The organism is Terrabacter sp. 05T424 (assembly GCF_056396225.1).
The window spans coordinates 667727-687080 of sequence record NZ_JBFTLB010000002.1 but is presented as its reverse complement, the minus strand read 5'-3'; the positions used below and the strand labels follow the sequence as shown (position 1 = coordinate 687080).

General features: G+C 73.3%; 20 protein-coding genes, 1 pseudogene and 3 riboswitches. Of the genes and pseudogenes, 14 read left to right on the top strand and 7 right to left on the bottom strand.

Annotated elements, in window-relative coordinates; genetic code table 11:
* Positions 1-4: 4 nt before the first annotated feature.
* Positions 5-83, bottom strand: a riboswitch (cobalamin riboswitch).
* Positions 84-165: 82 nt separating this feature from the next.
* Genes AC1DE0_RS08325 through AC1DE0_RS08310 form a run of 4 tightly spaced genes read left to right on the top strand, consistent with a single transcriptional unit; the run spans position 166 to position 4593 of the window.
* The gene (locus AC1DE0_RS08325) at positions 166-936 is read left to right on the top strand and encodes a GNAT family N-acetyltransferase (RefSeq protein WP_478099168.1); all 771 of its coding nucleotides are present in this window, start codon (positions 166-168) and stop codon (positions 934-936) included.
* A gap of 53 nt (positions 937-989) precedes the next feature.
* Positions 990-2399, top strand: a complete 1410-nt coding sequence (locus AC1DE0_RS08320; protein ID WP_478099165.1) for a precorrin-3B synthase — start codon at positions 990-992, stop codon at positions 2397-2399.
* Complete coding sequence (locus AC1DE0_RS08315; RefSeq protein WP_478099160.1) at positions 2396-3058, top strand: precorrin-8X methylmutase; 663 nt, start codon at positions 2396-2398, stop codon at positions 3056-3058. The genes AC1DE0_RS08320 and AC1DE0_RS08315 overlap by 4 nt, the downstream gene beginning before the upstream one ends.
* Positions 3055-4593: a precorrin-2 C(20)-methyltransferase gene (locus AC1DE0_RS08310; protein WP_478099157.1), complete on the top strand. Its 1539-nt coding sequence runs from the start codon at positions 3055-3057 to the stop codon at positions 4591-4593. The genes AC1DE0_RS08315 and AC1DE0_RS08310 overlap by 4 nt, the downstream gene beginning before the upstream one ends.
* A 43-nt stretch (positions 4594-4636) precedes the next feature.
* Here the strand turns inward: AC1DE0_RS08310 and AC1DE0_RS08305 are convergent, their stop codons facing one another.
* Positions 4637-4816, bottom strand: a complete 180-nt coding sequence (locus AC1DE0_RS08305) for a hypothetical protein (protein ID WP_478099578.1) — start codon at positions 4814-4816, stop codon at positions 4637-4639.
* Between the two features lie 357 nt (positions 4817-5173).
* Positions 5174-5509: pseudogene (locus tag AC1DE0_RS08300) on the bottom strand (DUF308 domain-containing protein); the annotation flags it as partial.
* On the opposite strand from AC1DE0_RS08300, the gene AC1DE0_RS08295 reads away from it, so the two are divergent.
* Together AC1DE0_RS08295 and AC1DE0_RS08290 are read left to right on the top strand one after the other, a co-directional pair.
* A complete protein-coding gene (locus AC1DE0_RS08295; RefSeq protein ID WP_478099156.1) occupies positions 5508-6035 on the top strand; it encodes a pyridoxamine 5'-phosphate oxidase family protein in 528 nt (175 codons plus the stop codon). The pseudogene AC1DE0_RS08300 and the gene AC1DE0_RS08295 sit on opposite strands and share 2 nt — an antisense overlap.
* Entirely contained in the window at positions 6023-6331 is a 309-nt protein-coding gene (locus AC1DE0_RS08290; RefSeq protein WP_478099154.1) for a DUF1905 domain-containing protein, read from the top strand. The genes AC1DE0_RS08295 and AC1DE0_RS08290 overlap by 13 nt, the downstream gene beginning before the upstream one ends.
* 268 nt (positions 6332-6599) lie before the next feature.
* Here AC1DE0_RS08290 and AC1DE0_RS08285 read toward each other — a convergent pair whose 3' ends face one another.
* The 5 genes from AC1DE0_RS08285 to cbiE all read right to left on the bottom strand — a co-directional run bounded on the left by AC1DE0_RS08285 (position 6600) and on the right by cbiE (position 10252).
* Positions 6600-6947: a hypothetical protein gene (locus AC1DE0_RS08285; protein WP_478099152.1), complete on the bottom strand. Its 348-nt coding sequence runs from the start codon at positions 6945-6947 to the stop codon at positions 6600-6602.
* Between the two features lie 56 nt (positions 6948-7003).
* Positions 7004-7789: a CbtA family protein gene (locus AC1DE0_RS08280; protein ID WP_478099150.1), complete on the bottom strand. Its 786-nt coding sequence runs from the start codon at positions 7787-7789 to the stop codon at positions 7004-7006.
* Position 7790: 1 nt separating this feature from the next.
* The gene (locus tag AC1DE0_RS08275; RefSeq protein ID WP_478099148.1) at positions 7791-8000 is read right to left on the bottom strand and encodes a CbtB domain-containing protein; all 210 of its coding nucleotides are present in this window, start codon (positions 7998-8000) and stop codon (positions 7791-7793) included.
* Positions 8001-8030: 30 nt separating this feature from the next.
* A riboswitch (cobalamin riboswitch) is annotated at positions 8031-8216 on the bottom strand.
* Positions 8217-8246: 30 nt separating this feature from the next.
* Positions 8247-9002: a cobalt-precorrin-4/precorrin-4 C(11)-methyltransferase gene (locus AC1DE0_RS08270; RefSeq protein WP_478099146.1), complete on the bottom strand. Its 756-nt coding sequence runs from the start codon at positions 9000-9002 to the stop codon at positions 8247-8249.
* A complete protein-coding gene (cbiE, locus tag AC1DE0_RS08265) occupies positions 8999-10252 on the bottom strand; it encodes a precorrin-6y C5,15-methyltransferase (decarboxylating) subunit CbiE (protein WP_478099144.1) in 1254 nt (417 codons plus the stop codon). The genes AC1DE0_RS08270 and cbiE overlap by 4 nt, the downstream gene beginning before the upstream one ends.
* A 156-nt stretch (positions 10253-10408) precedes the next feature.
* Between cbiE and AC1DE0_RS08260 the strand changes: the two genes are divergently transcribed.
* From AC1DE0_RS08260 to AC1DE0_RS08225, 8 genes are all read left to right on the top strand, one after another.
* A complete protein-coding gene (locus AC1DE0_RS08260; RefSeq protein WP_478099142.1) occupies positions 10409-10939 on the top strand; it encodes a hypothetical protein in 531 nt (176 codons plus the stop codon).
* Positions 10936-11676, top strand: coding sequence for a hypothetical protein (locus AC1DE0_RS08255; RefSeq protein WP_478099140.1), 741 nt, complete (start codon positions 10936-10938; stop codon positions 11674-11676). Before AC1DE0_RS08260 ends, AC1DE0_RS08255 begins: the two co-directional genes overlap by 4 nt.
* 43 nt (positions 11677-11719) lie before the next feature.
* A riboswitch (cobalamin riboswitch) is annotated at positions 11720-11840 on the top strand.
* A gap of 57 nt (positions 11841-11897) precedes the next feature.
* Complete coding sequence (locus AC1DE0_RS08250; RefSeq protein ID WP_478099138.1) at positions 11898-14024, top strand: VWA domain-containing protein; 2127 nt, start codon at positions 11898-11900, stop codon at positions 14022-14024.
* Positions 14024-14635, top strand: a complete 612-nt coding sequence (cobO, locus tag AC1DE0_RS08245; protein WP_478099136.1) for a cob(I)yrinic acid a,c-diamide adenosyltransferase — start codon at positions 14024-14026, stop codon at positions 14633-14635. The genes AC1DE0_RS08250 and cobO overlap by 1 nt, the downstream gene beginning before the upstream one ends.
* Entirely contained in the window at positions 14632-16161 is a 1530-nt protein-coding gene (locus tag AC1DE0_RS08240; RefSeq protein WP_478099134.1) for a cobyrinate a,c-diamide synthase, read from the top strand. Before cobO ends, AC1DE0_RS08240 begins: the two co-directional genes overlap by 4 nt.
* Positions 16158-17213, top strand: a complete 1056-nt coding sequence (cobC, locus tag AC1DE0_RS08235; RefSeq protein WP_478099132.1) for an Rv2231c family pyridoxal phosphate-dependent protein CobC — start codon at positions 16158-16160, stop codon at positions 17211-17213. The genes AC1DE0_RS08240 and cobC overlap by 4 nt, the downstream gene beginning before the upstream one ends.
* The gene (gene cobA / locus AC1DE0_RS08230; protein WP_478099129.1) at positions 17203-18213 is read left to right on the top strand and encodes a uroporphyrinogen-III C-methyltransferase; all 1011 of its coding nucleotides are present in this window, start codon (positions 17203-17205) and stop codon (positions 18211-18213) included. The genes cobC and cobA overlap by 11 nt, the downstream gene beginning before the upstream one ends.
* Entirely contained in the window at positions 18210-19172 is a 963-nt protein-coding gene (locus tag AC1DE0_RS08225; RefSeq protein WP_478099125.1) for a cobalamin biosynthesis protein, read from the top strand. The genes cobA and AC1DE0_RS08225 overlap by 4 nt, the downstream gene beginning before the upstream one ends.
* Positions 19173-19354 lie beyond the last annotated feature (182 nt).

Genomic DNA, 19354 nt, shown 5'->3' with positions numbered 1-19354 from the left:
CCGGCAGTTCCTGACTCGCCGCCTCCCTCGCGGGTGGACGGCTCACAGTGGCGGGACCGTCCCGGACTCTCACCGGGTTCCTGGTCGACGACGCTGCGCCCACCCTAGCGTCCGGCCCGCCGCGTTCGCCTGCGGGCAGGGTCCGCGGATGGCTAGCGTGCGATCGTGACCGATCCCCGCGTGTCCGCGGTCGAGGACAACCTCATCGAGCAGTTCCGGCTCGTCGCCTCGAGCGGGGTCGTGCGCCCGCTGCCGGACGAGGACGTCGTCGCGTACGCCTCCGACGTGCCCTTCCCGCTCTTCAACGCCCTCTGCGGAGCCACCTTCACCCCGGGCACCGAGGGCCGCCGCACGACCGAGCTCGTCGACGGCTTCATCGAGCGCGGGAAGCCTTTCCTGTGGTGGGCCACGCCCTCGCACCTCACGCCCGAGACGGACTCGGTGCTGCGGTCGCGCGGCCTCCAGCCGAGCCCCGAGCCCGGCATGCACGTGCCGCTCGGGGCGCCCGTCGATCCCCGCACGACCCCCGGTGTCGAGATCGCGGAGACCGGACCGACGCCGGAGCTCGTCGGCGTGATGCTCGCCGGTTTCGAGTTTCCCGACTTCGTCGGTGACCCGCTGGGCCGTGCCTTCGGCGCCTTCGGTCCGGAGGTCGCCTTCCACGTCGTCGCCCGCGTCGACGGCGAGGCGGTCAGCGCGGGCTCCGTCTTCGTCACCGGAAGCACCGCGGGGATCTACAACATCACCACCCTGGAGTCCGCGCGCCGCCAGGGCCTCGGGTATGCCGTCACGGCCACCCTGATGAACCTCGCGCGGGAGCGTGGGTGCACCGACGCCGTGCTCATGGCCTCCCAGATGGGGCGGCCGACCTACGAGCGGCTGGGCTTCGTCGAGGTGTGCCAGACCCCGCAGTACGTGTGGGTCCCGACGGGCTGACCACCTGAGACGGTGCGCGTGCACCTGCGCGGGGCGGGCCTACGATGTGCCGCGTGACCGCCCCGAGGAGCCGACTGCGCGACAGCGCTGACGCCTGCCCGGGCGTGGCCCGACCCTTCACCGCAGTCGACGGCTCGATCGTCAGGCTGCGTCCCGCGGGGCAGCCGGTGTCGGTGAGCGCCCTGGCGCAGCTGCTCGATGTCGTTGCAGGACAAGATGATCCGTCCATCCTGCTCACCTCCCGAGCGGCCCTCCAGCTGCGCGGCCTGCCCAATCCCTTGACGGACGAGGTGCGGGCGTCGATCACCGCCACCGGACTCGTGCCGCGGCCGAGCCACGAGCTCGTGCGCAACGTCGTCGCGTCGCCGCTCTCGGGCCTCGACGGTGCCGGGCAGTGTGACGTGCGTCCCGTCGTCGCCGCCCTGGACGAGGCCCTCTGCGCCGACCCAGGCCTTTCGCGCCTCGGCGGCCGGTTTCTCTTCGCCGTCGACGACGGACGCGGTGACGTCATCGGCAGCACCTTCGACCTCGGGTTCCTCGCCACCGGTCGCGAGAGCGGCTTCGTGCTCGCCGGATCGTCCTCGCGCGGGTGGGCGGTTCCTCTGGGTCAGGCTGTGCCGGCCCTCCTCGAGCTCGCACACGAGTTCGCCGTGCGCACCCAGGGTGGAGTCACCGCCTGGCACGTCGACGAGCTCGCCGAGCCACTCGGGTCCGGTCCGACTGCGGTCGTGACGCCGCCTCCCGCGCGCGCCCGCCCGCTCGGCGCCGTCGGCGAGCACGCCGTCGTGGCAGTGCCGCTCGGCCTCCTGCGCCGCCAGCACGTCAATGCCCTGGCTCGGGTCACCGATGCCGTACGTGTGACGCCCTGGCGCTCACTTGTCGTCGAGAACGCTGCACGCCACCTGCCCGTGCTCGAGGCCGCGGGTCTCGCCACCCACGACGGCTCACCGTGGCACCGGCTCCACGCCTGCACCGGCCTGCCCGGGTGCCGACGCTCGGCCGTCGACACCCAGGCGCTGGCGCACGCCATCGCGCCCGACCTGCCACCCGGCGCGCTGCCCGTCCACATCAGCGGGTGCGAGCGTCGCTGCGGCACCCCCGCGACGGCATACGTCGACCTCCTCACGCCACCGACCGTCGACGCGGCCCTCGCCACCATCCACGCCACCCCCCAAAGTCGAGTGCCCACTTCCCCACACCAGGGAGCAGCTCACACCGGCCCCCAAAGTCGAGTGCCCACTTCCCGACCGCCGGGAACTGAGCACTCGACGGGGCCAGGCCCGTCGGGAAGTGGGCACTCGACGGGGCCAGGCCCGTTGGGAAGTGGGCACTCGACGGGGCCACGCCCGTCGGGAACTGGGCACTCGACGGGGCCACGCCCGTCGGGAACTGGGCACTCGACGGGGCTTGGTGCGTCGGGAAGTGGGCACTCGACTGGAGGGACGGAGAGGTCATGGACGTGAGCACCCGGGAACTGACGGCGCCTACGCGGAGGTACGCGTACGAGACCGATGGCGCCGAGATCTACCGCCGGTCGTTCGCGACGATCCGCGCCGAGGCCCGGCTCGACCACCTGCCCGCGGATGCCCGCGTTGTCGCCGTGCGCATGGTCCACGCGAGCGGCGACGTCGGCCTGACCGAGCACATCTCCGTCCACCCGCGGCTCGTCACGTCCGCACGCGAGGCCCTGAGGTCCGGCGCCCCGATCCTCACCGACGCACACATGATCGCCTCGGGCATCGCCCGGGCCAGGCTGCCGCGGGACAACGAGGTCGTCTGCACATTGCGTGACGAGCGCGTCCCCGCCCTCGCAAAGGCTTGGGGCACCACGAGATCCGCTGCCGCGGTGTCTCTCTGGGGCGAGCGCCTCGACGGTGCCGTCGTCGCCATCGGCAACGCACCGACAGCACTCTTCCACCTGCTCGAGTCGATCGGCGACGGCGGACCGCGACCGGCCGCGATCATCGGCATCCCGGTCGGCTTCATCGGGTCGGCGGAGTCGAAGGTCGCCCTCGCCGCGAACCCCTTCGACATCCCGTGGCTCGTCGTCCACGGCCGCCGCGGAGGGTCGGCCCTCGCCGCGTCCGCCGTCAACGCGCTCGCCCGTGAGGAGGAGCTGTGAAGGGCTGGCTCCGTGGAGTCGGGGTCGGCCCCGGCGACCCTGAGCTCGTCACCGTCAAGGCCGCCCGACTCATCGGCGAGGCCGACGTCGTCGCCTTCCACAGCGGGCCGCGCGGGGACTCCATCGCCCGCCGCATCGCGGAGACGTACTTCCGGGACGGCGTCGTCGAGGAGCTGCTCGTCTACCCGGTGACGACCGGCTCGACCGACCACCCGCTCGGCTACCACGGGCTCATGGCCGACTTCTACGACGAGTCGGCGAATCGCCTTGCAGCACACTTGGACTCGGGCTTCAACGTCGTGGTCATCGCCGAGGGCGACCCGCTCTTCTACGGCACGTACATGTATCTCCACGACCGGCTCGCCGACCGCTACGACACGGCGGTCGTGCCCGGAGTGACGTCGGTGAGCGGCAGCGCCGCGGCCGTCGCGACCGGCCTCTGCCGCCACGAGGACGTGCTCACCATCCTCCCCGGCACGCTCCCGGTTCCCGAGCTCGCCCGTCGGCTCGCCGACACCGAGGCCGCCGTGGTCATGAAGCTCGGGCGCACCTTCGAGAACGTGCGCGAGGCCCTGCGGCAGGCGGGTCGCCTCGACGAGGCGCGCTACGTCGAGCGGGCGAGCTCCGAGGCCGAGCGCGTGCTGCCCGTCGCCGACGTCGACGCCTCGACCGTGCCCTACATGTCGATGGTCGTCGTCCCCGGCAAGGACCTTCGCGCCGACGCCGCAGGCCGAGCCGCGTCGTCAAGCGGCGCCAAGACCACGGACCGCGTTGCCGTACAAGGCGTCCCGTCGGATCCCGCCCGCGGTGAGGTGGTGGTCATCGGCCTCGGTCCTGGCCCTGACCGGTGGCTCACACCAGAGGCGTCCGCTGCTCTCGCCGCGGTGGGCCACGTCGTCGGCTACGCGCCATACGTCAACCGGGTGCCACAGCGAGAGGGCCTGACGCGCCACGCGTCGGGCAACACCGTCGAGGTCGACCGGGCGTGCGACGCCCTCGAGCTGGGCCGCAAGGGTGAACGGGTCGCCGTGGTCTCCGGTGGCGATGCCGGCGTCTTCGGCATGGCCTCCGCCGTCTTCGAGGCCGCTGAGACCCACGGCTACGCCGACGTGCCGGTGCGCGTGATCCCCGGCGTCACCGCCGCCCAGGCCGTCGCGGCCCGAGCCGGCGCTCCGCTCGGCGGCGACTTCGCGATCATGTCGCTGTCCGACCGGCTCAAGCCGTGGGAGGTCGTCGAGCGCCGCCTGCGCGCCGCGGCCGCCGCCGACCTCGTCATCGCGCTCTACAACCCCGCCTCGCGCAGCCGGACCGAGCAGGTCGCCCGGGCCCGAGAGGTCCTGCTCGAGGAACGACCGGGCGACACCGTCGTGGTCGTCGGGCGCGACGTCGGCCGCGCCGAGGAGTCCCTCACCGTCACGACCCTCGCGGCCCTCGACCCGGCGACCATCGACATGAAGTGCCTCGTCATGGTGTGCGCGAGCGGCACCCGGGTCACCGACACCGGCCAGGTCTGGACGCCTCGCTTCGTCCGCTGAGGGCAGTCGCCCGAAGACCCCGATGCGACAGCCCGCCCGGAGGTCAGCAGGTGTCGGCGACCGGTTTGCCCTCGAAGCGGTCGGTGGTCCAGCCGAGGAGCTCCGGGACGGCCGGCGAGTCCCGTTCGACGAGCTCGACGTGGCCTCGGCCGGCATACGTTCGGTAGTCGACCTGGTAGCCGGCCTCACAGCGTGCCTGTGCCTTGACGTAACCGGCCTGCACCGTCGGGAGGACGAGGGAGTCGCTCGCGCCCTGACCGACCAGCAGCGGCGCCGGGATCGGGCCGACGGGATGTTCTCGCGCAGCCTGCGGCCGAACGCGCCGTTGTCGGGGTTGCCGGACCAGATGGTCTTGTCCAGCGTCAGTGCGGTGAGCACGGACACGAGGACGCGCTTCTCGGCGAGGCATCGTGAGCCCATCTCCTCGGTGAGGATGCAGGCCCCCGGTCGCACGACGTCCGAGGCCCGCCGGTCGGGGTAGACCACGCTGTAGGCCGCGACGACGAAGCTCGCGAAGAGCTCGCTTTGCGGTGACGGTGCCGAGGTTTGCGGCCAGCAGGTGGGCCGCGCCCCGGACCCGACGCCATGCGCCGTGGTCGGGATCGCGACGCAACAGCTCCCCGACGCCGGCGACGGTCAGGGACGCCACGAGCAGCACGACCAGCACTGCGAGCGACGTGAATGGCCTGAGCACCAGCGCGGCCCCCAACAGCACCAGCAGCACACCCACGACGAGGCGCAGCCACCGTGGACCGAGCCACGGAGTCGCAGCAGAACCGGGCGACGAGGGTTCATGACCGCGACGCCGGACCCAGGCCGCGTGCCCGGACGTGCCAACGCGCACCGGGCCGCGAGGGAACCAAGGTTGTCGTGTCCCACGCACGGCGCACTCGAACCTGCCTACCGTGGGCGACATGAAGGCCACGAACCTCGCCACGCGGTACGACCTCGCGAACCTCGACTGGTCGGACGTCACTGCCGAGCTCGACGCCGGCTTCAGCCAGGCACCGGGCACGGGCGGCCCCGACCGCCACACCTGCTGGCTCAGCACGACGAACCCCGACGGCAGCCCGCACGTCACAGGAATCGGGGCGCTGTGGGTCGACGGCGCCTTCTGGTTCGAGACCGGCCCCGGGACCCGTAAGGCCCGCAACCTCGACCACGACCCGCGCTGCGCGCTCAGCGTCGCCCTCGACGGTCACGACCTCGTCGTCGAGGGATCGGCGTCCCGCGTCATCGACCCCGACGTGGTCGCGAAGGTCGCTGCCCTCTGGGCCGTCGACTGGCCGTGCCGGGTCGACGAGAGCGGCATCGCCCTCACCGCCGACTTCAGCGCGCCGTCGGCCGGCCCGCCGCCGTGGTGGGTCTACCGCATCGAGGCGACGAGCACGACAGCCCTCGCGACGACGTTGCCCGGCGGCGCGACGCGATGGACCGTGTGAGCCGCATGCAGCTCGACTTCGAGGGCGCCGTCTACCAGTGGCGCGGCCCCCAGCCGTACTACTTCGTGCGCGTGCCCGAGCCCGAGGCCGAGGCCCTACACGACGTCGCCCACGTCAGCTACGGCTGGGGCATGATCCCGGTGACCGCCCGCGTCGGGCACACCGAGTGGTCAACCTCGTTGTGGCCCAAGGACGGCGGCTACATCGTGCCGCTCAAGAGCGCCGTGCGCCGAGCCGAGGACATCGAGGACGGCGACGTCATCGGCATCGGTCTCGACGTGCGCGCCGAGATCTGACACTGCCGTTGTCGGCTCTGCGAAGGTCCGCACCATGGCCTTCGCAGACCTCAACCTCCCGGGGTGTGGCCGGTCCGGTCGAGGCCAAGGTCAAGGCGGGCCTGAACCGCGCCTACCCGGCCCTCGTCGTCGATGACCGGGAGTACCCGACGGGGCCGGAAACGCCGGCGGCGCAACAGGTCCTCGGGCTGCTTCCGCTGCTGACCCTGATCCTCGCGCAGGGCTTCATCGGCTTCGCGGTCGCCTTCGGCGGGGTCTTCGTCAACGCTCAGGCGGGCGCCCACTCGAGCGCGAGCCCACTCGGTGCGAGCACCCGTGGCACCAGTGCCTGCGGGACCTCGGCGACGCCCGGCCCACCCCGGCCCACCCACTCGCTGACCGCGTCGGTCGTCGCCTCGTCGAGGACCGCGCGCAGCCAGACCGGTCGCGCCCCCGCCCGCCGGCCGGCGGGCGAGGGCGTCACGACGACGACGTTGGACTCGTCGCACGCGAGCAGGCAGGCGCAGCGCATCACTCGCGCGCGGCCCCGGGTCCCGTCCTCGAGCCGCGTGAGGAGCCCCTCGTGGTCGACGCCGGGATGTTTGCCCTCGGTGCCGCAGCAGCAGTCACGGCACACGCGGACGATGCACGTGCCGTCGGGCGATGCTGCGACAGAGGGGCTTTCGTATGCCGTCACGCCGAGGCGGGCGCGCCGGCGTCGGCCCGCGCGCCCTCGGGACGGGTGGCACCGGACCGCTCCATGAGCAGCCCGAACGCCAGACCGAGCGTCAGCCACATCACGCCGAGCGCCGCGAGCGAGGCGAGCCGGAAGTCCCAGATCACCGCGGCCGGCACATCGGCGGGCACCTGGTCTGGGGTGCCCGGCACGAGGGCGAGCACGAGCCCGACGAGCACCACGGTCGCGACGACGTCGAGAGCCCAACGCGTCGAGGGGGCGGGCACCCGCGTGGCCAACCACCGGTCGACCATCGGCACGACGACCGCGATCGTGACCCCGAGGAGGACGGCGACGGCATACAGGGTCGTGCGACGGCCGACCGTCGCCGGATCACCGACGGCAGGCGGGTTGGCCGGGATCTTCAGCGCCGGCAGCAGCGTGACGGCAGCGAAGCCGACCGCGGCGAGCACCAATGAACGGCCGAAGTCGCCGCGGCCCGGCAGCCGGTCGCGCAAACGGGCGAAGACGACGGCGAAGATGACGCCGACCGCCACGCCGACGATCACCGAGGTGACCGCACCACTCACGACCTGAGCGGACCGCGACACGAGCGGCTCGTCGCCGCCGTGCAGTGGCAGCCCAGCCGCCTGGCCGCCGTGCAGCGAGCGGGAGTCCTCGATGACGAGCGCGCGACGGATGACCGGCTCGACGAGGAGCCAGATGGCCACCGCGGCGGCCAGGCCGGCGAGCACGCCGGCAAGGGCTCCGCGCCGCAGCACGGAGCCGAATCCCATCGCCATGTCAGTGGCAGGGGACGCCGAGCGCGTGCCGCGCGTCGTGCGTCAGCTCGTGGAGCATCTGGGCAGCAGGGGCGCTGAGCAGCGCACCGTTCTCCTGCGCCAGGACGTAGATCGTGAAGACCGCGAACGCGAGCAGCAGCCAGGCCCACACGGGGACCTTGACGGATGCGACGGACGTGCCGGCGGGGACGACGGATGCAGCAGTGGCCATGGCAGATTGACCCTTTCTTTCCATGCCTCGTGGACAGATCACGCCGCAGCCGGTCTCCTGGCTTCCAGATCGTCGCGCCTCCCCGCCTTCCCAGCGACCCGGCTCTTCACCTGAGGTCACCAGTGGCGATGGTGGGGACTTGCTCCCTGGTCACAGTGGCGAGGACCACGTCGGAATTACACCGACTTCCCGTGCACTGCGGCCCTCGCATCCTGACACACGAGGCGGCGCCACGCCACGGGGGTCCTACGCGCGTCGGGCGATTCGCGTCCCGTAGAGATGCGACTCGACGAAGTCGTCCGTGTCGCGCGCGGCGAGCGCACGCCCGACGAGGATGACGGCGGCCTGGCGCAGGCCAGCGGCCTCGACCTGGTCGGCGATGTCGCCGACGGTGCCACGCAGGACCAGCTGGTCGGGCTGCTCGGCGTTCGCCACGACGACGACCGGACAGTCGTCGCCGTAGTCGTCGACGAGAGTCGTCATCAGCTCACGCGTCCGCCGGATCGCGAGGTGGAGCACGAGCGTCGCCCGCGATCGGGCGAAGTGGGCGAGGGACTCGGTCGCGGGCATCAGCGTCGAGTCGCGCTGGGCCCGCGTGAGCACGACGGACTGGGCGACCTCGGGGACGGTGAGCTCGCGCCCGATGAGGGCCGCCGCTGCGGCATACGCGGGCACGCCCGGTGTGACGTCCCAGGGCACGCCGGCGCGGTCGAGACGCCGGGTCTGCTCGGCGATGGCCGAGTAGAGCGACGGGTCCCCGGAGCAGAGCCGCGCCACGTCGTGCCCAGCCTCCTGGGCCTGTACGCAGTGCCCAGTGATGGCGTCGAGGTCGAGGTGCTGCGTGTCGACGAGCTGCGCGCCCTCCGGGCAGTGCGCGAGCACCTCGGCACCGATGTACGTCCCTGCATAGAGGCACACCTGGGACGCCCCGACGAGCCGCACGGCCCGGAGCGTGAGCAGGTCGGCGGCGCCCGGCCCGGCCCCGATGAAGTGCACCGTCATGCGTTGTCCTCCGAATCCTCTTGCAGCACATGCTTTTCCACGGACCACTGGACGATCGAACGGGCCGGCTTCCAGCCATGCAGCGACCCGATGCCGTCGAGGTCCTCGACCGCGATGCGGCTCATCGTGCCCCCCAGGCGTCGGCGCGCGTCGTGCAGCAGCAGCTCGGTCTCCACCGTGACGCCGTGCACGACGAGGCGCCCACCCGGGGCGAGCGCCGACCAGCACGCCTCGAGCAGCCCGGCCGTGGCGCCACCTCCGACGAAGACGGCATCCGGTCGAGGCAGCGAAGCAATGGCGTCCGACGACGTCGACTCGACGACGTGGACTCCGGGCACACCCAGCGAGCGCGCGTTCCGTCGCACCCGCTCGGCCCGACCAGGGTCGCGCTCGACGGCGTGCACCTCGTTGCGCGGGTGCTGCCGGGCGAACTCGATGCCCACCGAACCCGCACCGGCCCCGAGGTCCCACATGACGTCGCCGGGCTGCGGCGCCAGGTGGGCGAGCGCTGCCGCTCGGACGACACGCTTCGTCAGCTGGCCGTCGTGGTCGTATGCCGTCTCGGGCAGTCCCGGCACCAGGGACCGCGGGCGCGTGGCGGGTTCGGTCGAGCACTCGACGCAGACGAGGTGCAACCGAGGGGCGGGACGGCCGTCCCACGATGCGGCCACGCCGTCGGTGCGCGACTCCGCCCGCGACCCGAGGTCACCGAGCACGGTGATGCAGCTGCCGGCATACCCCTCCTCGACGAGCAGGGCCGCGACGCGGGCGGGAGCGTTCTCGCCCGAGGTCAGCACGACGAGCCTGGCCCGTGGCGCGAGGTGCCGGCGCAGCCGGTCCACGTCGCGTCCGACGAGGGTCACGACGTCGCAGTCCTCGGCGGCCCAGCCCATGCGGGCGCGGGCCAGCGCGACCGACGAGACCGCGGGGTGCACGCGTACGGCCTCGGTCCCGAGCTCGCGCACGAGGGTCGACCCGATGCCCGACACGTGGGGGTCACCGCTCGCGAGCACCACGACGCGCCGACCCGCCACCTCGTCGAGGAGGTCGCGCAGGCCTGGAAGCAGTGGCGACGGCCACGGCACGAGCCGGACGTCGGGGCGCGGGTCGACCATCGCGAGGTGACGGTCGCCTCCGACGACGACCTCCGCCTCGTCGAGAAGGCGCCGCGCGTCGCCAGCGAGCGTGCCGAGACCGGCAGCGCCGACGCCCACGACCTCGATCGGCACGTCAGGGGCTCGGTCGATCACAGCGGCGACCCTAGCGCGACGAACGATCGACAAACGGATCTGCCCGTTCCGGCCATCCGCGCGGCCTCTCGGCCCCATCATGGGCTATCGCACGGCGTCAGGGGATCGTCGGGGATGCCGTCCGACCACGCCACCACAGGGGAGGAAGACCCAACCATGACTGATGCCCGCACGGACTCCGGCCGCGTCCCGACGACGCAGCTGACGACCGTCTGCGCGCGCGGCGGCAGCGCCACCTTCGACGTGCCTGCCGACTGGGAGACCATCGTGCTGTCCGAGGACGCCGGCGTCGTCGCCGCCCTCGAACCGGACCGCGCCGGGCTCTTCCGCACCAACTTCGTGCTCACGGCCGGCCCGGTCGACGGGCCGCTCGGCGACTGGCAGCGACAGATCATGCGCCACGACGAGGAGGTCGCGGACCACCTGCTGCTCGACCACGAGCAGCTAGGCGTCGGCGGCCACGCCGGCTCCCGTCGCCTCACGACGCACTCGACACCCGCCCGCGAGTCGGTGACGACGGAGTCGTGGTCGACGGTGGTCGACGGCTTGGGCGTCACCCTCACGGCGAACGTCGGCACGCTGCGGCTCACCGAGCTGGCGCCGCTCATCGACAGGGTCGCCTCGAGCCTCGTCGTGCGCGAGGCCGGCTGCGTGCCCGACGACGTGCCGGGGCGCGTGCCCGCATGAGCGTCGAGTTCGACCCCACGAGCGGCATCCTACGACTCGACGCCGAGGCCTTCATCACGCTCGCCGAGCTCTCGAGCGACGCGGTCGACCCGTGCGACACCACGCTCGGACGCCTCGTCGACGCCGGCGCCGTGCTCGACGGGGCGCCGCACCCACTGCTCCGACAGGCCGTCGCGGCCGTCGCCGGCTCGATCGCCTCGTTGCAGGTGCTCGTGGCCGGGCCCGACGACGTGCGGCTCCACCACGGCTACCTCTCGGACGACGTCGCCCTGCTCACCGACCTCGGCGACGGCACGTACGACTTCGCCGCTGTCGGGGCCGAGTTCGTGCCTGAGTCGATCGCCCGCATCACCCGCATCGCCCCGCGGCCGCGCCTGTCCGCCGGGTCGGCCGCTGTCGACGAGGCCGTCCTCGACGACCTCGCGTCGAGCTCGTCCGCTGCGCGGGCGTTCGGTGTCGAGGCCCTCGCGGAGCTCCTGACGCCGTGGCCGGGCGCCGCGGCGGCGGTCCGCGCCGGCAGCTGGCACCTCGCCCTCGTCGACGTCACCTTCGTCGACGACAGCCGCACGGTCGCCCGCCGGCTCGCCTGGTTCGACACCGACGCCGGCCTGCTGCGGGTCGAGGCCGACGAGCACGGTCCGGTGCTCGTGCCCGTCGCCACGACGGAGCTGTGGCGGGCCGTCGTCGCCGTGCTCCCGGACGACCTCGACCCGAGGGCCGTGGCCCGTTCCGCGTGACCGTTCCGCGTGACCCGTCCCGCGCGACCGTGCCCCGACGTGGCAGACTGCGCGTGGCGACTGGGAGAGGAATCCGGTGCAAGTCCGGAGCGGTCCCGCCACTGTGAACCCCTGACCTGACGGTCGCGGGAAGCCAGGGCATCTCCCGTCGCTGGGCGCACCCGCCGGGCGCGTCCGGTCCACCGACGCGGGCGCGGCACCCGCAGGAGGCTCGCAGCCACATGCGCGACGGCACGAACGACGGCACCAACCACCTCGGTGACGGCGCGGCTGACCGCCCCGTCACCTTCCCCTTCTCGGCAGTCGTCGGGTCTGACGACCTCGCCCTGGCGCTCGTGCTCACGGCCGTCTCGCCCGACGTCGGCGGCGTGCTCGTGCGCGGCGAGAAGGGCACCGCGAAGTCGACGATGGTGCGCGGCCTGGCCGCGGTCATGCCGCAGCAACAGGTCGTGGCCGGCTGTCGTTTCGGCTGCGCGCCCGATGGCGGCGCGGGTGCCGGCTGCCCCGACGGGCCCCACGACCAGACCGCGCCGGTCCACACTCGCCCGGCCCGGCTCGTCGAGCTGCCCATCGGTGCCACCGAGGACCGCGTCGTCGGGTCGCTGGACCTCGAGCGCGCGCTGGGACGCGGCGAGACGGCATACCAACCGGGCCTGCTCGCCGCCGCCAACCGCGGCATCCTCTACGTCGATGAGGTCAACCTGCTGCACGACCACCTCGTCGACCTGCTGCTCGACGCGGCCGCGATGGGACGCAACACCGTCGAGCGCGACGGCGTCTCCGTCTCGCACGCGGCCCGCGTCGTGCTCGTCGGAACGATGAACCCCGAGGAGGGCGAGCTGCGCCCGCAGCTGCTCGACCGGTTCGGGCTGACCGTCGAGGTCGCTGCGCCGCGAGAGCCCGCGCTGCGCGCCGAGGTCGTACGCCGCCGGCTCGCGTTCGACGCCCATCCGGCAGCGTTCGTGGCACGGTTCGAGGCCGACCAGCAGGCGCTGCGCGCCCGCATCGCCGACGCCCGGTCCCGGGTCGGCGAGGTGACCCTGACTGACGACATGCTGACCCGGATCGCCACCGTGTGCGCCGGCTTCGAGGTGGACGGCCTGCGCGCCGACATCGTCACCGCCCGCGCCGCCGTCGCCCATGCCGCGTGGGCGGGACGCGCGACGGTGACGGTCGCCGACGTGCGCGCTGCCGCCCGCCTCGCCCTGCCGCACCGCCGCCGGCGCAACCCCTTCGACTCCCCCGGCCTCGACGAGGACCTGCTCGACCGACTGCTCGGCGACGAGCCCGAACCCGAGCCTGATCTGGACCCGGGCGACGTCGACGAGCAGGAGCCGACCTCCGCGGCCGGTGACGGCGAGGCGCGGCCGAGCCCGTCGGAGCCGAACCCGGGCAGGGACGGCGCGGCGAGCGAGGACGACCGCAACCCCGAACCGCAGCGAGCTGACCACCAGCCCGACGAGTCCGACGAGTCCGGCGAGTCCGGCGAGTCCGAGCCGGGGTCTCCGGCTCCCGCCGGCTCGCCCGCCGCAGGGGTGAGCGCCGCCGAGGAGCCCTACCGCGCACGTCTGTTGCGCGCCAAGGGAGTCGGGCACGGCGACCCGGGCCGTCGCTCGGTCGCCATCACGAGCTCTGGCCGTCGGGTCGGCTCGACGACCCGCCCCACCGGCCCCGTCCACCTGCCCGCGACGATCCGCGCGGCAGCGAGCCGGGCAACCGCGAGGGCTCGGCTCCGGGTGCTTCCCGGTGACCTGCGCCGGTCGGTGCTCCAGGGGCGCGAGTCCAACCTCGTGCTGCTCTGCGTCGACGCCTCCGGCTCGATGGCCGCGCGCCGGCGCATGGAGGCCGTGAAGTCGGCCGTCCTGTCGCTGCTGCTCGACGCCTACCAGCGCCGTGACAAGGTCGGTCTCGTGACCTTCCGTGGCGCCGCCGCCGACCTCACCCTGCCCCCGACCGGGTCGGTCGACATCGCCGCGCGCCGGCTGCGCGACCTCCCCCACGGCGGGCGGACGCCCCTGGCGGAAGGGCTCGAGACGGCATACGAGACGCTTCGCGTCGAACGGCTGCGAGACCCGAACCGTAGGGCGCTGCTGGTCGTCGTCACCGACGGCCGGGCCACGAGCGGCCTTGACGCTCTTGGCCGCTCGGGTCGTGTGGCTGCCCGGCTGCGCCATGAAGGCGTGGAGTCGGTAGTGCTCGACTGCGAGACCGGACGGTTCCGGTTGGGCCTCGCCGTCCGCCTGGCCGAGCAGCTCGGCGCCGAGCACCTGCCGGTCGGCGAGCTCGCGGCCTCGGCGATCGTCGGCGCGGCGCGTGCGATCCGTTCCACCACGGGGAGGGCCGCCTGATGCAGGGCCAGCCGACCACGGTCCCGGCCKACGGACTCACCACCCGCCAGCGCCGCAACCGGCCGTTGCTCATCGTCCACACCGGCGACGGCAAGGGGAAGTCGACGGCGGCTTTCGGGCTCGCGCTGCGCGGCTGGAACCAGGGCTGGTCGGTCGGGGTGTTCCAGTTCGTCAAGAGCGCCAAGTGGCGCATCGGCGAGCAGACCGCTGTCGAGACCCTCGGCGAGCTGCACCGCGAGACCGGCCGCGGCGGGCCGATGGAGTGGCACAAGATGGGCGCCGGCTGGTCGTGGACCCGCAAGGAGGGCACCGACGACGACCACGCCGAGACGGCTCGTGAGGGCTGGGCAGAGATCAAGCGCCGGCTCGCGGCCGAGACGCACGGCGTCTACGTGCTCGACGAGTTCACCTACCCGATGGCGTGGGGCTGGATCGATGTCGAGGACGTCGTGGCCACCCTTCGCGACCGGCCGGGCCACCAGCACGTCGTCATCACCGGGCGGCGCTGCCCGCAGGCAGTCGTCGACCTCGCCGACCTCGTGACCGAGATGACCAAGGTCAAGCACCCCTTCGACGCCGGCCAGAAGGGCCAGCGGGGGATCGAGTGGTGACCGCCTTCGACGCGGCCCTCGACGGCGCGCTCGGAGCGGCGCTCGGTCGGCTGCCCAGGGCAACCGACCTCCCGCAGGAGGCGACCGGCACGGTGCTGCCGCGGCTCGTGGTCTCGGCGCCCGGCTCGGGCCACGGCAAGACGACCCTCGCCACTGGGCTCATGGCCGCCCTGCGCGCGCGTGGGCTCGGGGTCGCCGGCTTCAAGGTCGGGCCGGACTTCATCGACCCGGGCTATCACTCCCTCGCCACGGGCCGGCCCGGCCGCAACCTCGACCCGTTCCTCACCAGCCAGACCCTGGTGGCGCCGATGCTCGTCCACGGCGCGACGGCCGACGGCCCCACCGACGTGGCCGTGATCGAGGGGGTCATGGGCCTCTTCGACGGCCGCATCGGCGGCGACGGCTACGCCTCGACCGCTCACGTCGCGTCGCTCACCCGCACCCCGATCGTCCTCGCACTCGACGTCAGCCACATGACGCGCACGGCCGCCGCGATCGTCCACGGCCTGGCCACCTTCGAGCCCGGCGTCCGGGTGGCCGGCGTCGTGCTCAACAAGGCGGCGTCCGGGCGGCACATTCGTGAGGTGTGGTCGGCCCTCGACGCCACGGGCGTGCCCGTGCTCGGCGTGCTGCCCCGCGAAGCCGGCATCGAGGCGCCGTCGCGGCACCTCGGTCTCGTGCCGGCCGCCGAGCGCGACGAGGCCGTCGAGTCCATCTCGCTGCTCGCCGACCGCGTCGCCGAGCACGTCGACCTCGACCACGTCATGTCCATCGCGCGCTCGGCGGCCGACCTCGAGGTGACCCCGTGGGATGCCTCGACTGCGCTCGGTGACGCGGCTCGCCCGGATGCCGTCGGCTCGCGCAGCCGCCGGCCCGTCGTCGCCGTCGCCGGCGGGCGAGCCTTCACGTTCCGCTACGCCGAGACCGACGAGCTGCTGCGCGCGGCGGGTCTCGAGCCGGTGGTGTTCGACCCGCTGTCGGCGCCGCGCCTCCCGGCAGGCACCGCAGGCCTCTACCTCGGAGGCGGGTTCCCCGAGGTCCACGCCGAGGGCCTGTCGGCGAACTCCTCACTGCGAGAAGACATCCGACGCTCGGTGCAGGCAGGTCTGCCGACCGTCGCCGAGTGCGCGGGCATGCTCTACCTCAGCGCCTCCGTCGACGGCTMCGAGATGGTGGGCGTGATCCCCGGCGTCGGGTCCATGGGTCCGCGCCTGGCCCTGGGCTACCGCACGGCCGTGGCGCCCGGCGACTCCGTGCTGGGGGTGCCGGGCACCCGCGTCACCGGCCACGAGTTCCATCGCACGACGATCAGCGCCGACGACGGCCGCTCCGCCACGGCTGCGGCCTGGCTCCTGGACGGAGCCCCCGACGGCTTCGCGCTCGACCCCGCCGGCACCGGTCGGGCGACCCTTCACGCGTCGTACCTCCACACCCACTGGGCCGGACACCCGCACCTCGCGGCACACTTCGCCGACGCCGTCCACGCGTATGCCGCCTCGGCTCGCTCCTCGAGGCACGCGTCGTGAGCGTCGACCTGCACCACCACGGCGACCGCGACGTCGCGCCGGGTCTGGTCGACCTCGCCGTCAACGTGCGCCTGCCGGCGCCACCGCCGTGGCTCGCCGACGTCATCGCCGCCTCGCTGCACGACTTGGGCCGCTATCCCGACACGGCTCCTGCGGTCGAGGCCATCGCTGCGCGACACGGGGTCGACCCGGCCTGCGTGCTGTCGACAGCGGGGGGCGCGGAGGCGTTCACGCTCGTGGCCCGCGCCGCACGCACCTCGCGCCCGGTCGTGGTGCACCCCCAGTTCACCGAGCCCGAGGCCGCGCTGGCTGCTGCCGGTCACGCCGTCGGGCGCTGCGTTCTGTCGCGCGAGAACGGGTTTCGGCTCGACCCCCGTGCCTTCGCCTCCGGGGGCGTGCACGCGCAGGCCGACCTTGTCGTCGTCGGCAACCCGACGAACCCGACCGGCGTGCTCCACCCTGCCGCCCACCTGCATTCGCTGCGCGCACCGGGCCGCCTGGTCGTCGTCGACGAGGCCTTCATGGACGCCGTGCCGGGCGAACCCGAGTCGGTCATCGGCCCCGACCTCGAGGGCCTGCTCATCGTCCGTTCGCTGACGAAGACGTGGGGCCTCGCGGGCCTGAGGGCTGGGTACGTCGTCGGTGACCCCGTCGTCGTCGCCGCCCTGCGCGCCGTGCAGCCCCCGTGGTCAGTGTCGACCCCGGCCGTGGCCGCCACCGTGGCCTGCCTCTCGGGGCGTGCCGTTGCCGAGGCCGAGGCCGGCGCCATGACGATCGCCGCCGACCGCGACGTGCTCGTCCGTGCGCTGGCTGCCGTCGGGCTCCGTACCGCCGCCCCATCCGACGCCCCCTTCGTGCTCGTCGACACCAGTCCCCTCGGCACCACCTCGGTGAGGGAGGAGCTGGCCGACCTCGGCTTCGCCGTCCGGCGCGGCGAGACCTTCCCGGGGCTCGGGCACTCGTGGGTCCGCCTCGCCGTGCGAGACCCTGAGACGTCGCGGGCCGTCGCTGCCGCGTTCGCCGAGCTGGGGAGGTTGCGCCGTGTCGCCTGAACTGAGCTTCGCCGGGCTGTCGGTCCTGCTCGCCCGGGTGGTGCCCCACTCGGTCGCCACCGTGCACGCGCTGCTGCGCGACGGGGCCCGGGTCACCGTCGCGGCGCACCTCGACGACCTGCCGACGTCGTTGCGCGACCTCGCCGAGCGCGGGCTCGTCACGCTCGACGCGGCCGCCGACCCGACGGCATACGACGTGGTGCTCCGGGCGGACGTCTCGACGGCGCCGACCACGGCCGACCTGCCCGCCGCGGCTGCCACCGGGCTCGCGATCGGGTCGGTGACGCTGCTCGGCGGGGGGCTCGGCGACCCCGGCCTGCTGACCGTCGCGGGCATCGAGGCGATCCGCCGCGCCGACGTCATCGTGCACGACCGCCTCGCCCCGCTCAGTGCCCTGCGCCACGCCCGCGACGACGTCGTGGTCATCGACGTGGGCAAGATCCCCCGCGGCGACTTCACCCCCCAGGAGCGCATCAACGACGTCATCGTCGAGCACGCCCTCGCCGGACGGAATGTGCTGCGGTTCAAGGGCGGTGACAACTTCGTCTTCGGTCGAGGGGGTGAGGAGGCCGAGGCCTGCACCGCCCGCGCCATCCCCGTCACCGTCATCCCCGGCATCTCGTCGAGCATCGCTGCGCCGGCGCTCGCAGGCATACCGGTGACGCATCGCGCGCTGGTCCAGGGCTTCACGGTGGTCAGCGGTCACGTGCCCCCGGGTGACGACCGCAGCACCCTCGACTGGGGCGCCGTCGCCCGCAGCAGGACGACGATCGTCATCCTCATGGGGGTAGCAACGCTGGGAGCCATCGCCGAAACCCTTGTGGCGGAAGGACTGTCGCCACAGACGCCGGCCGCCGTCGTCGCCGATGCGGGACTGCCGAGCATGCGCACGGCGCGTGCGTCCCTGACCGAGATCGCTGCCACGTCAGCCCGTGAAGGACTCGGCGCGCCCGCGGTCGTCGTCATCGGCGACGTCGCCGCGCTCGACGTGCTCCGATGAGCCGGTCCCTCGGACTGGCGCTCGGCTTCCTCCTCGACCAGGCCTTCGGCGATCCCCGTCGCTGGCATCCGGTTGCCGGGTTCGGTTCCGCCGCAACGGTGCTCGAGAGGCGCACGTATGCCACTCGGCGCGCTCGAGGGGTCACCCACGTCGCCGTGCTCGTCGGTTCCACGGCCGCTCTGGCTGCTGTCGCCGAACGGTCGGTGCGAAGGAACGGGGCGGCCCACACGCTCCTGACCGCCGCGGCGACCTGGGCCGTGCTCGGCGGGCGGTCGCTCATCCGCGAGGCCGACGCCATCGACGGCCAGCTCCGACGCGACGATCTATCGGCTGCTCGTACCCAGGTGCGCAACCTCGTCGGGCGCGAGACGTGCGGCCTCGATGCCGACGAGGTGGCCCGCGCCTGCATCGAGTCCCTCGCCGAGAACACCTCAGACGCCGTCGTGGCACCACTGCTGTGGGGTGGGCTCCTCGGCGTGCCGGGGCTGCTCGGCTACCGCGCGGTCAACACGCTGGATGCCATGGTCGGCCATCGCAACGAGCGCTATGCCGAGTTCGGTTGGGCGGCAGCGCGGCTCGACGACCTCGCCAACTGGGCGCCGGCCCGGGTGGCCGGCGCCCTTGCCCTGGCCGCCGCACCGACGCGGTCTCGCGCCGCCGCAGGATGGGTGGCCATCCGGCGTGACGCGCCGGCACACCCGAGCCCGAACGGCGGCGTCGTCGAGGCGGCCTTCGCCGGCGTCCTCGGCGTCCGCCTCGGGGGTTCCAACACCTATGACGGGGTGGTCGAGCACCGCGGCACCCTCGGCACCGGCCGTGCTGCCAGGCGCGCCGACATCGCCCTGGCCGCACGTCTCGCTCGTCGCGTCTCAGCAGGCGCCCTGCTCACCGCCCTGGCCGTATCCCTCGCCGCATCGCGCTCACGCCACCGCAGGCTCACCCCGCCGCCTCACCCCTGATCGAGAGAACACTCCGTCACCGCGCGACGGAGCGTTCTCTAGATTGGGCCTCCGCACGTATGGCGCCCACGTAGCTGCCTTCCGGCCGTCGCGACCTGCTGGGTAGTGCTACTCAAAAGGCCGCCGGCCCGTATCTCTCCCCGGGTGAGCCCCTCTGACGGGCGGTGCCGGGTCACCGAGGC

What these genes read in the sequence shown, in the direction of transcription:
- AC1DE0_RS08295 (WP_478099156.1), top strand. Translation starts at nt 5,508, where the DNA reads ATGAAGGCCACGAACCTCGCCACGCGGTACGACCTCGCGAACCTCGAC.
- AC1DE0_RS08275 (WP_478099148.1), bottom strand. Translation starts at nt 8,000, where the DNA reads ATGGCCACTGCTGCATCCGTCGTCCCCGCCGGCACGTCCGTCGCATCC.
- AC1DE0_RS08225 (WP_478099125.1), top strand. Translation starts at nt 18,210, where the DNA reads ATGAGCCGGTCCCTCGGACTGGCGCTCGGCTTCCTCCTCGACCAGGCC.
- AC1DE0_RS08260 (WP_478099142.1), top strand. Translation starts at nt 10,409, where the DNA reads ATGACTGATGCCCGCACGGACTCCGGCCGCGTCCCGACGACGCAGCTG.
- AC1DE0_RS08270 (WP_478099146.1), bottom strand. Translation starts at nt 9,002, where the DNA reads ATGACGGTGCACTTCATCGGGGCCGGGCCGGGCGCCGCCGACCTGCTC.
- AC1DE0_RS08290 (WP_478099154.1), top strand. Translation starts at nt 6,023, where the DNA reads ATGGACCGTGTGAGCCGCATGCAGCTCGACTTCGAGGGCGCCGTCTAC.
- AC1DE0_RS08280 (WP_478099150.1), bottom strand. Translation starts at nt 7,789, where the DNA reads ATGGCGATGGGATTCGGCTCCGTGCTGCGGCGCGGAGCCCTTGCCGGC.
- AC1DE0_RS08250 (WP_478099138.1), top strand. Translation starts at nt 11,898, where the DNA reads ATGCGCGACGGCACGAACGACGGCACCAACCACCTCGGTGACGGCGCG.
- AC1DE0_RS08255 (WP_478099140.1), top strand. Translation starts at nt 10,936, where the DNA reads ATGAGCGTCGAGTTCGACCCCACGAGCGGCATCCTACGACTCGACGCC.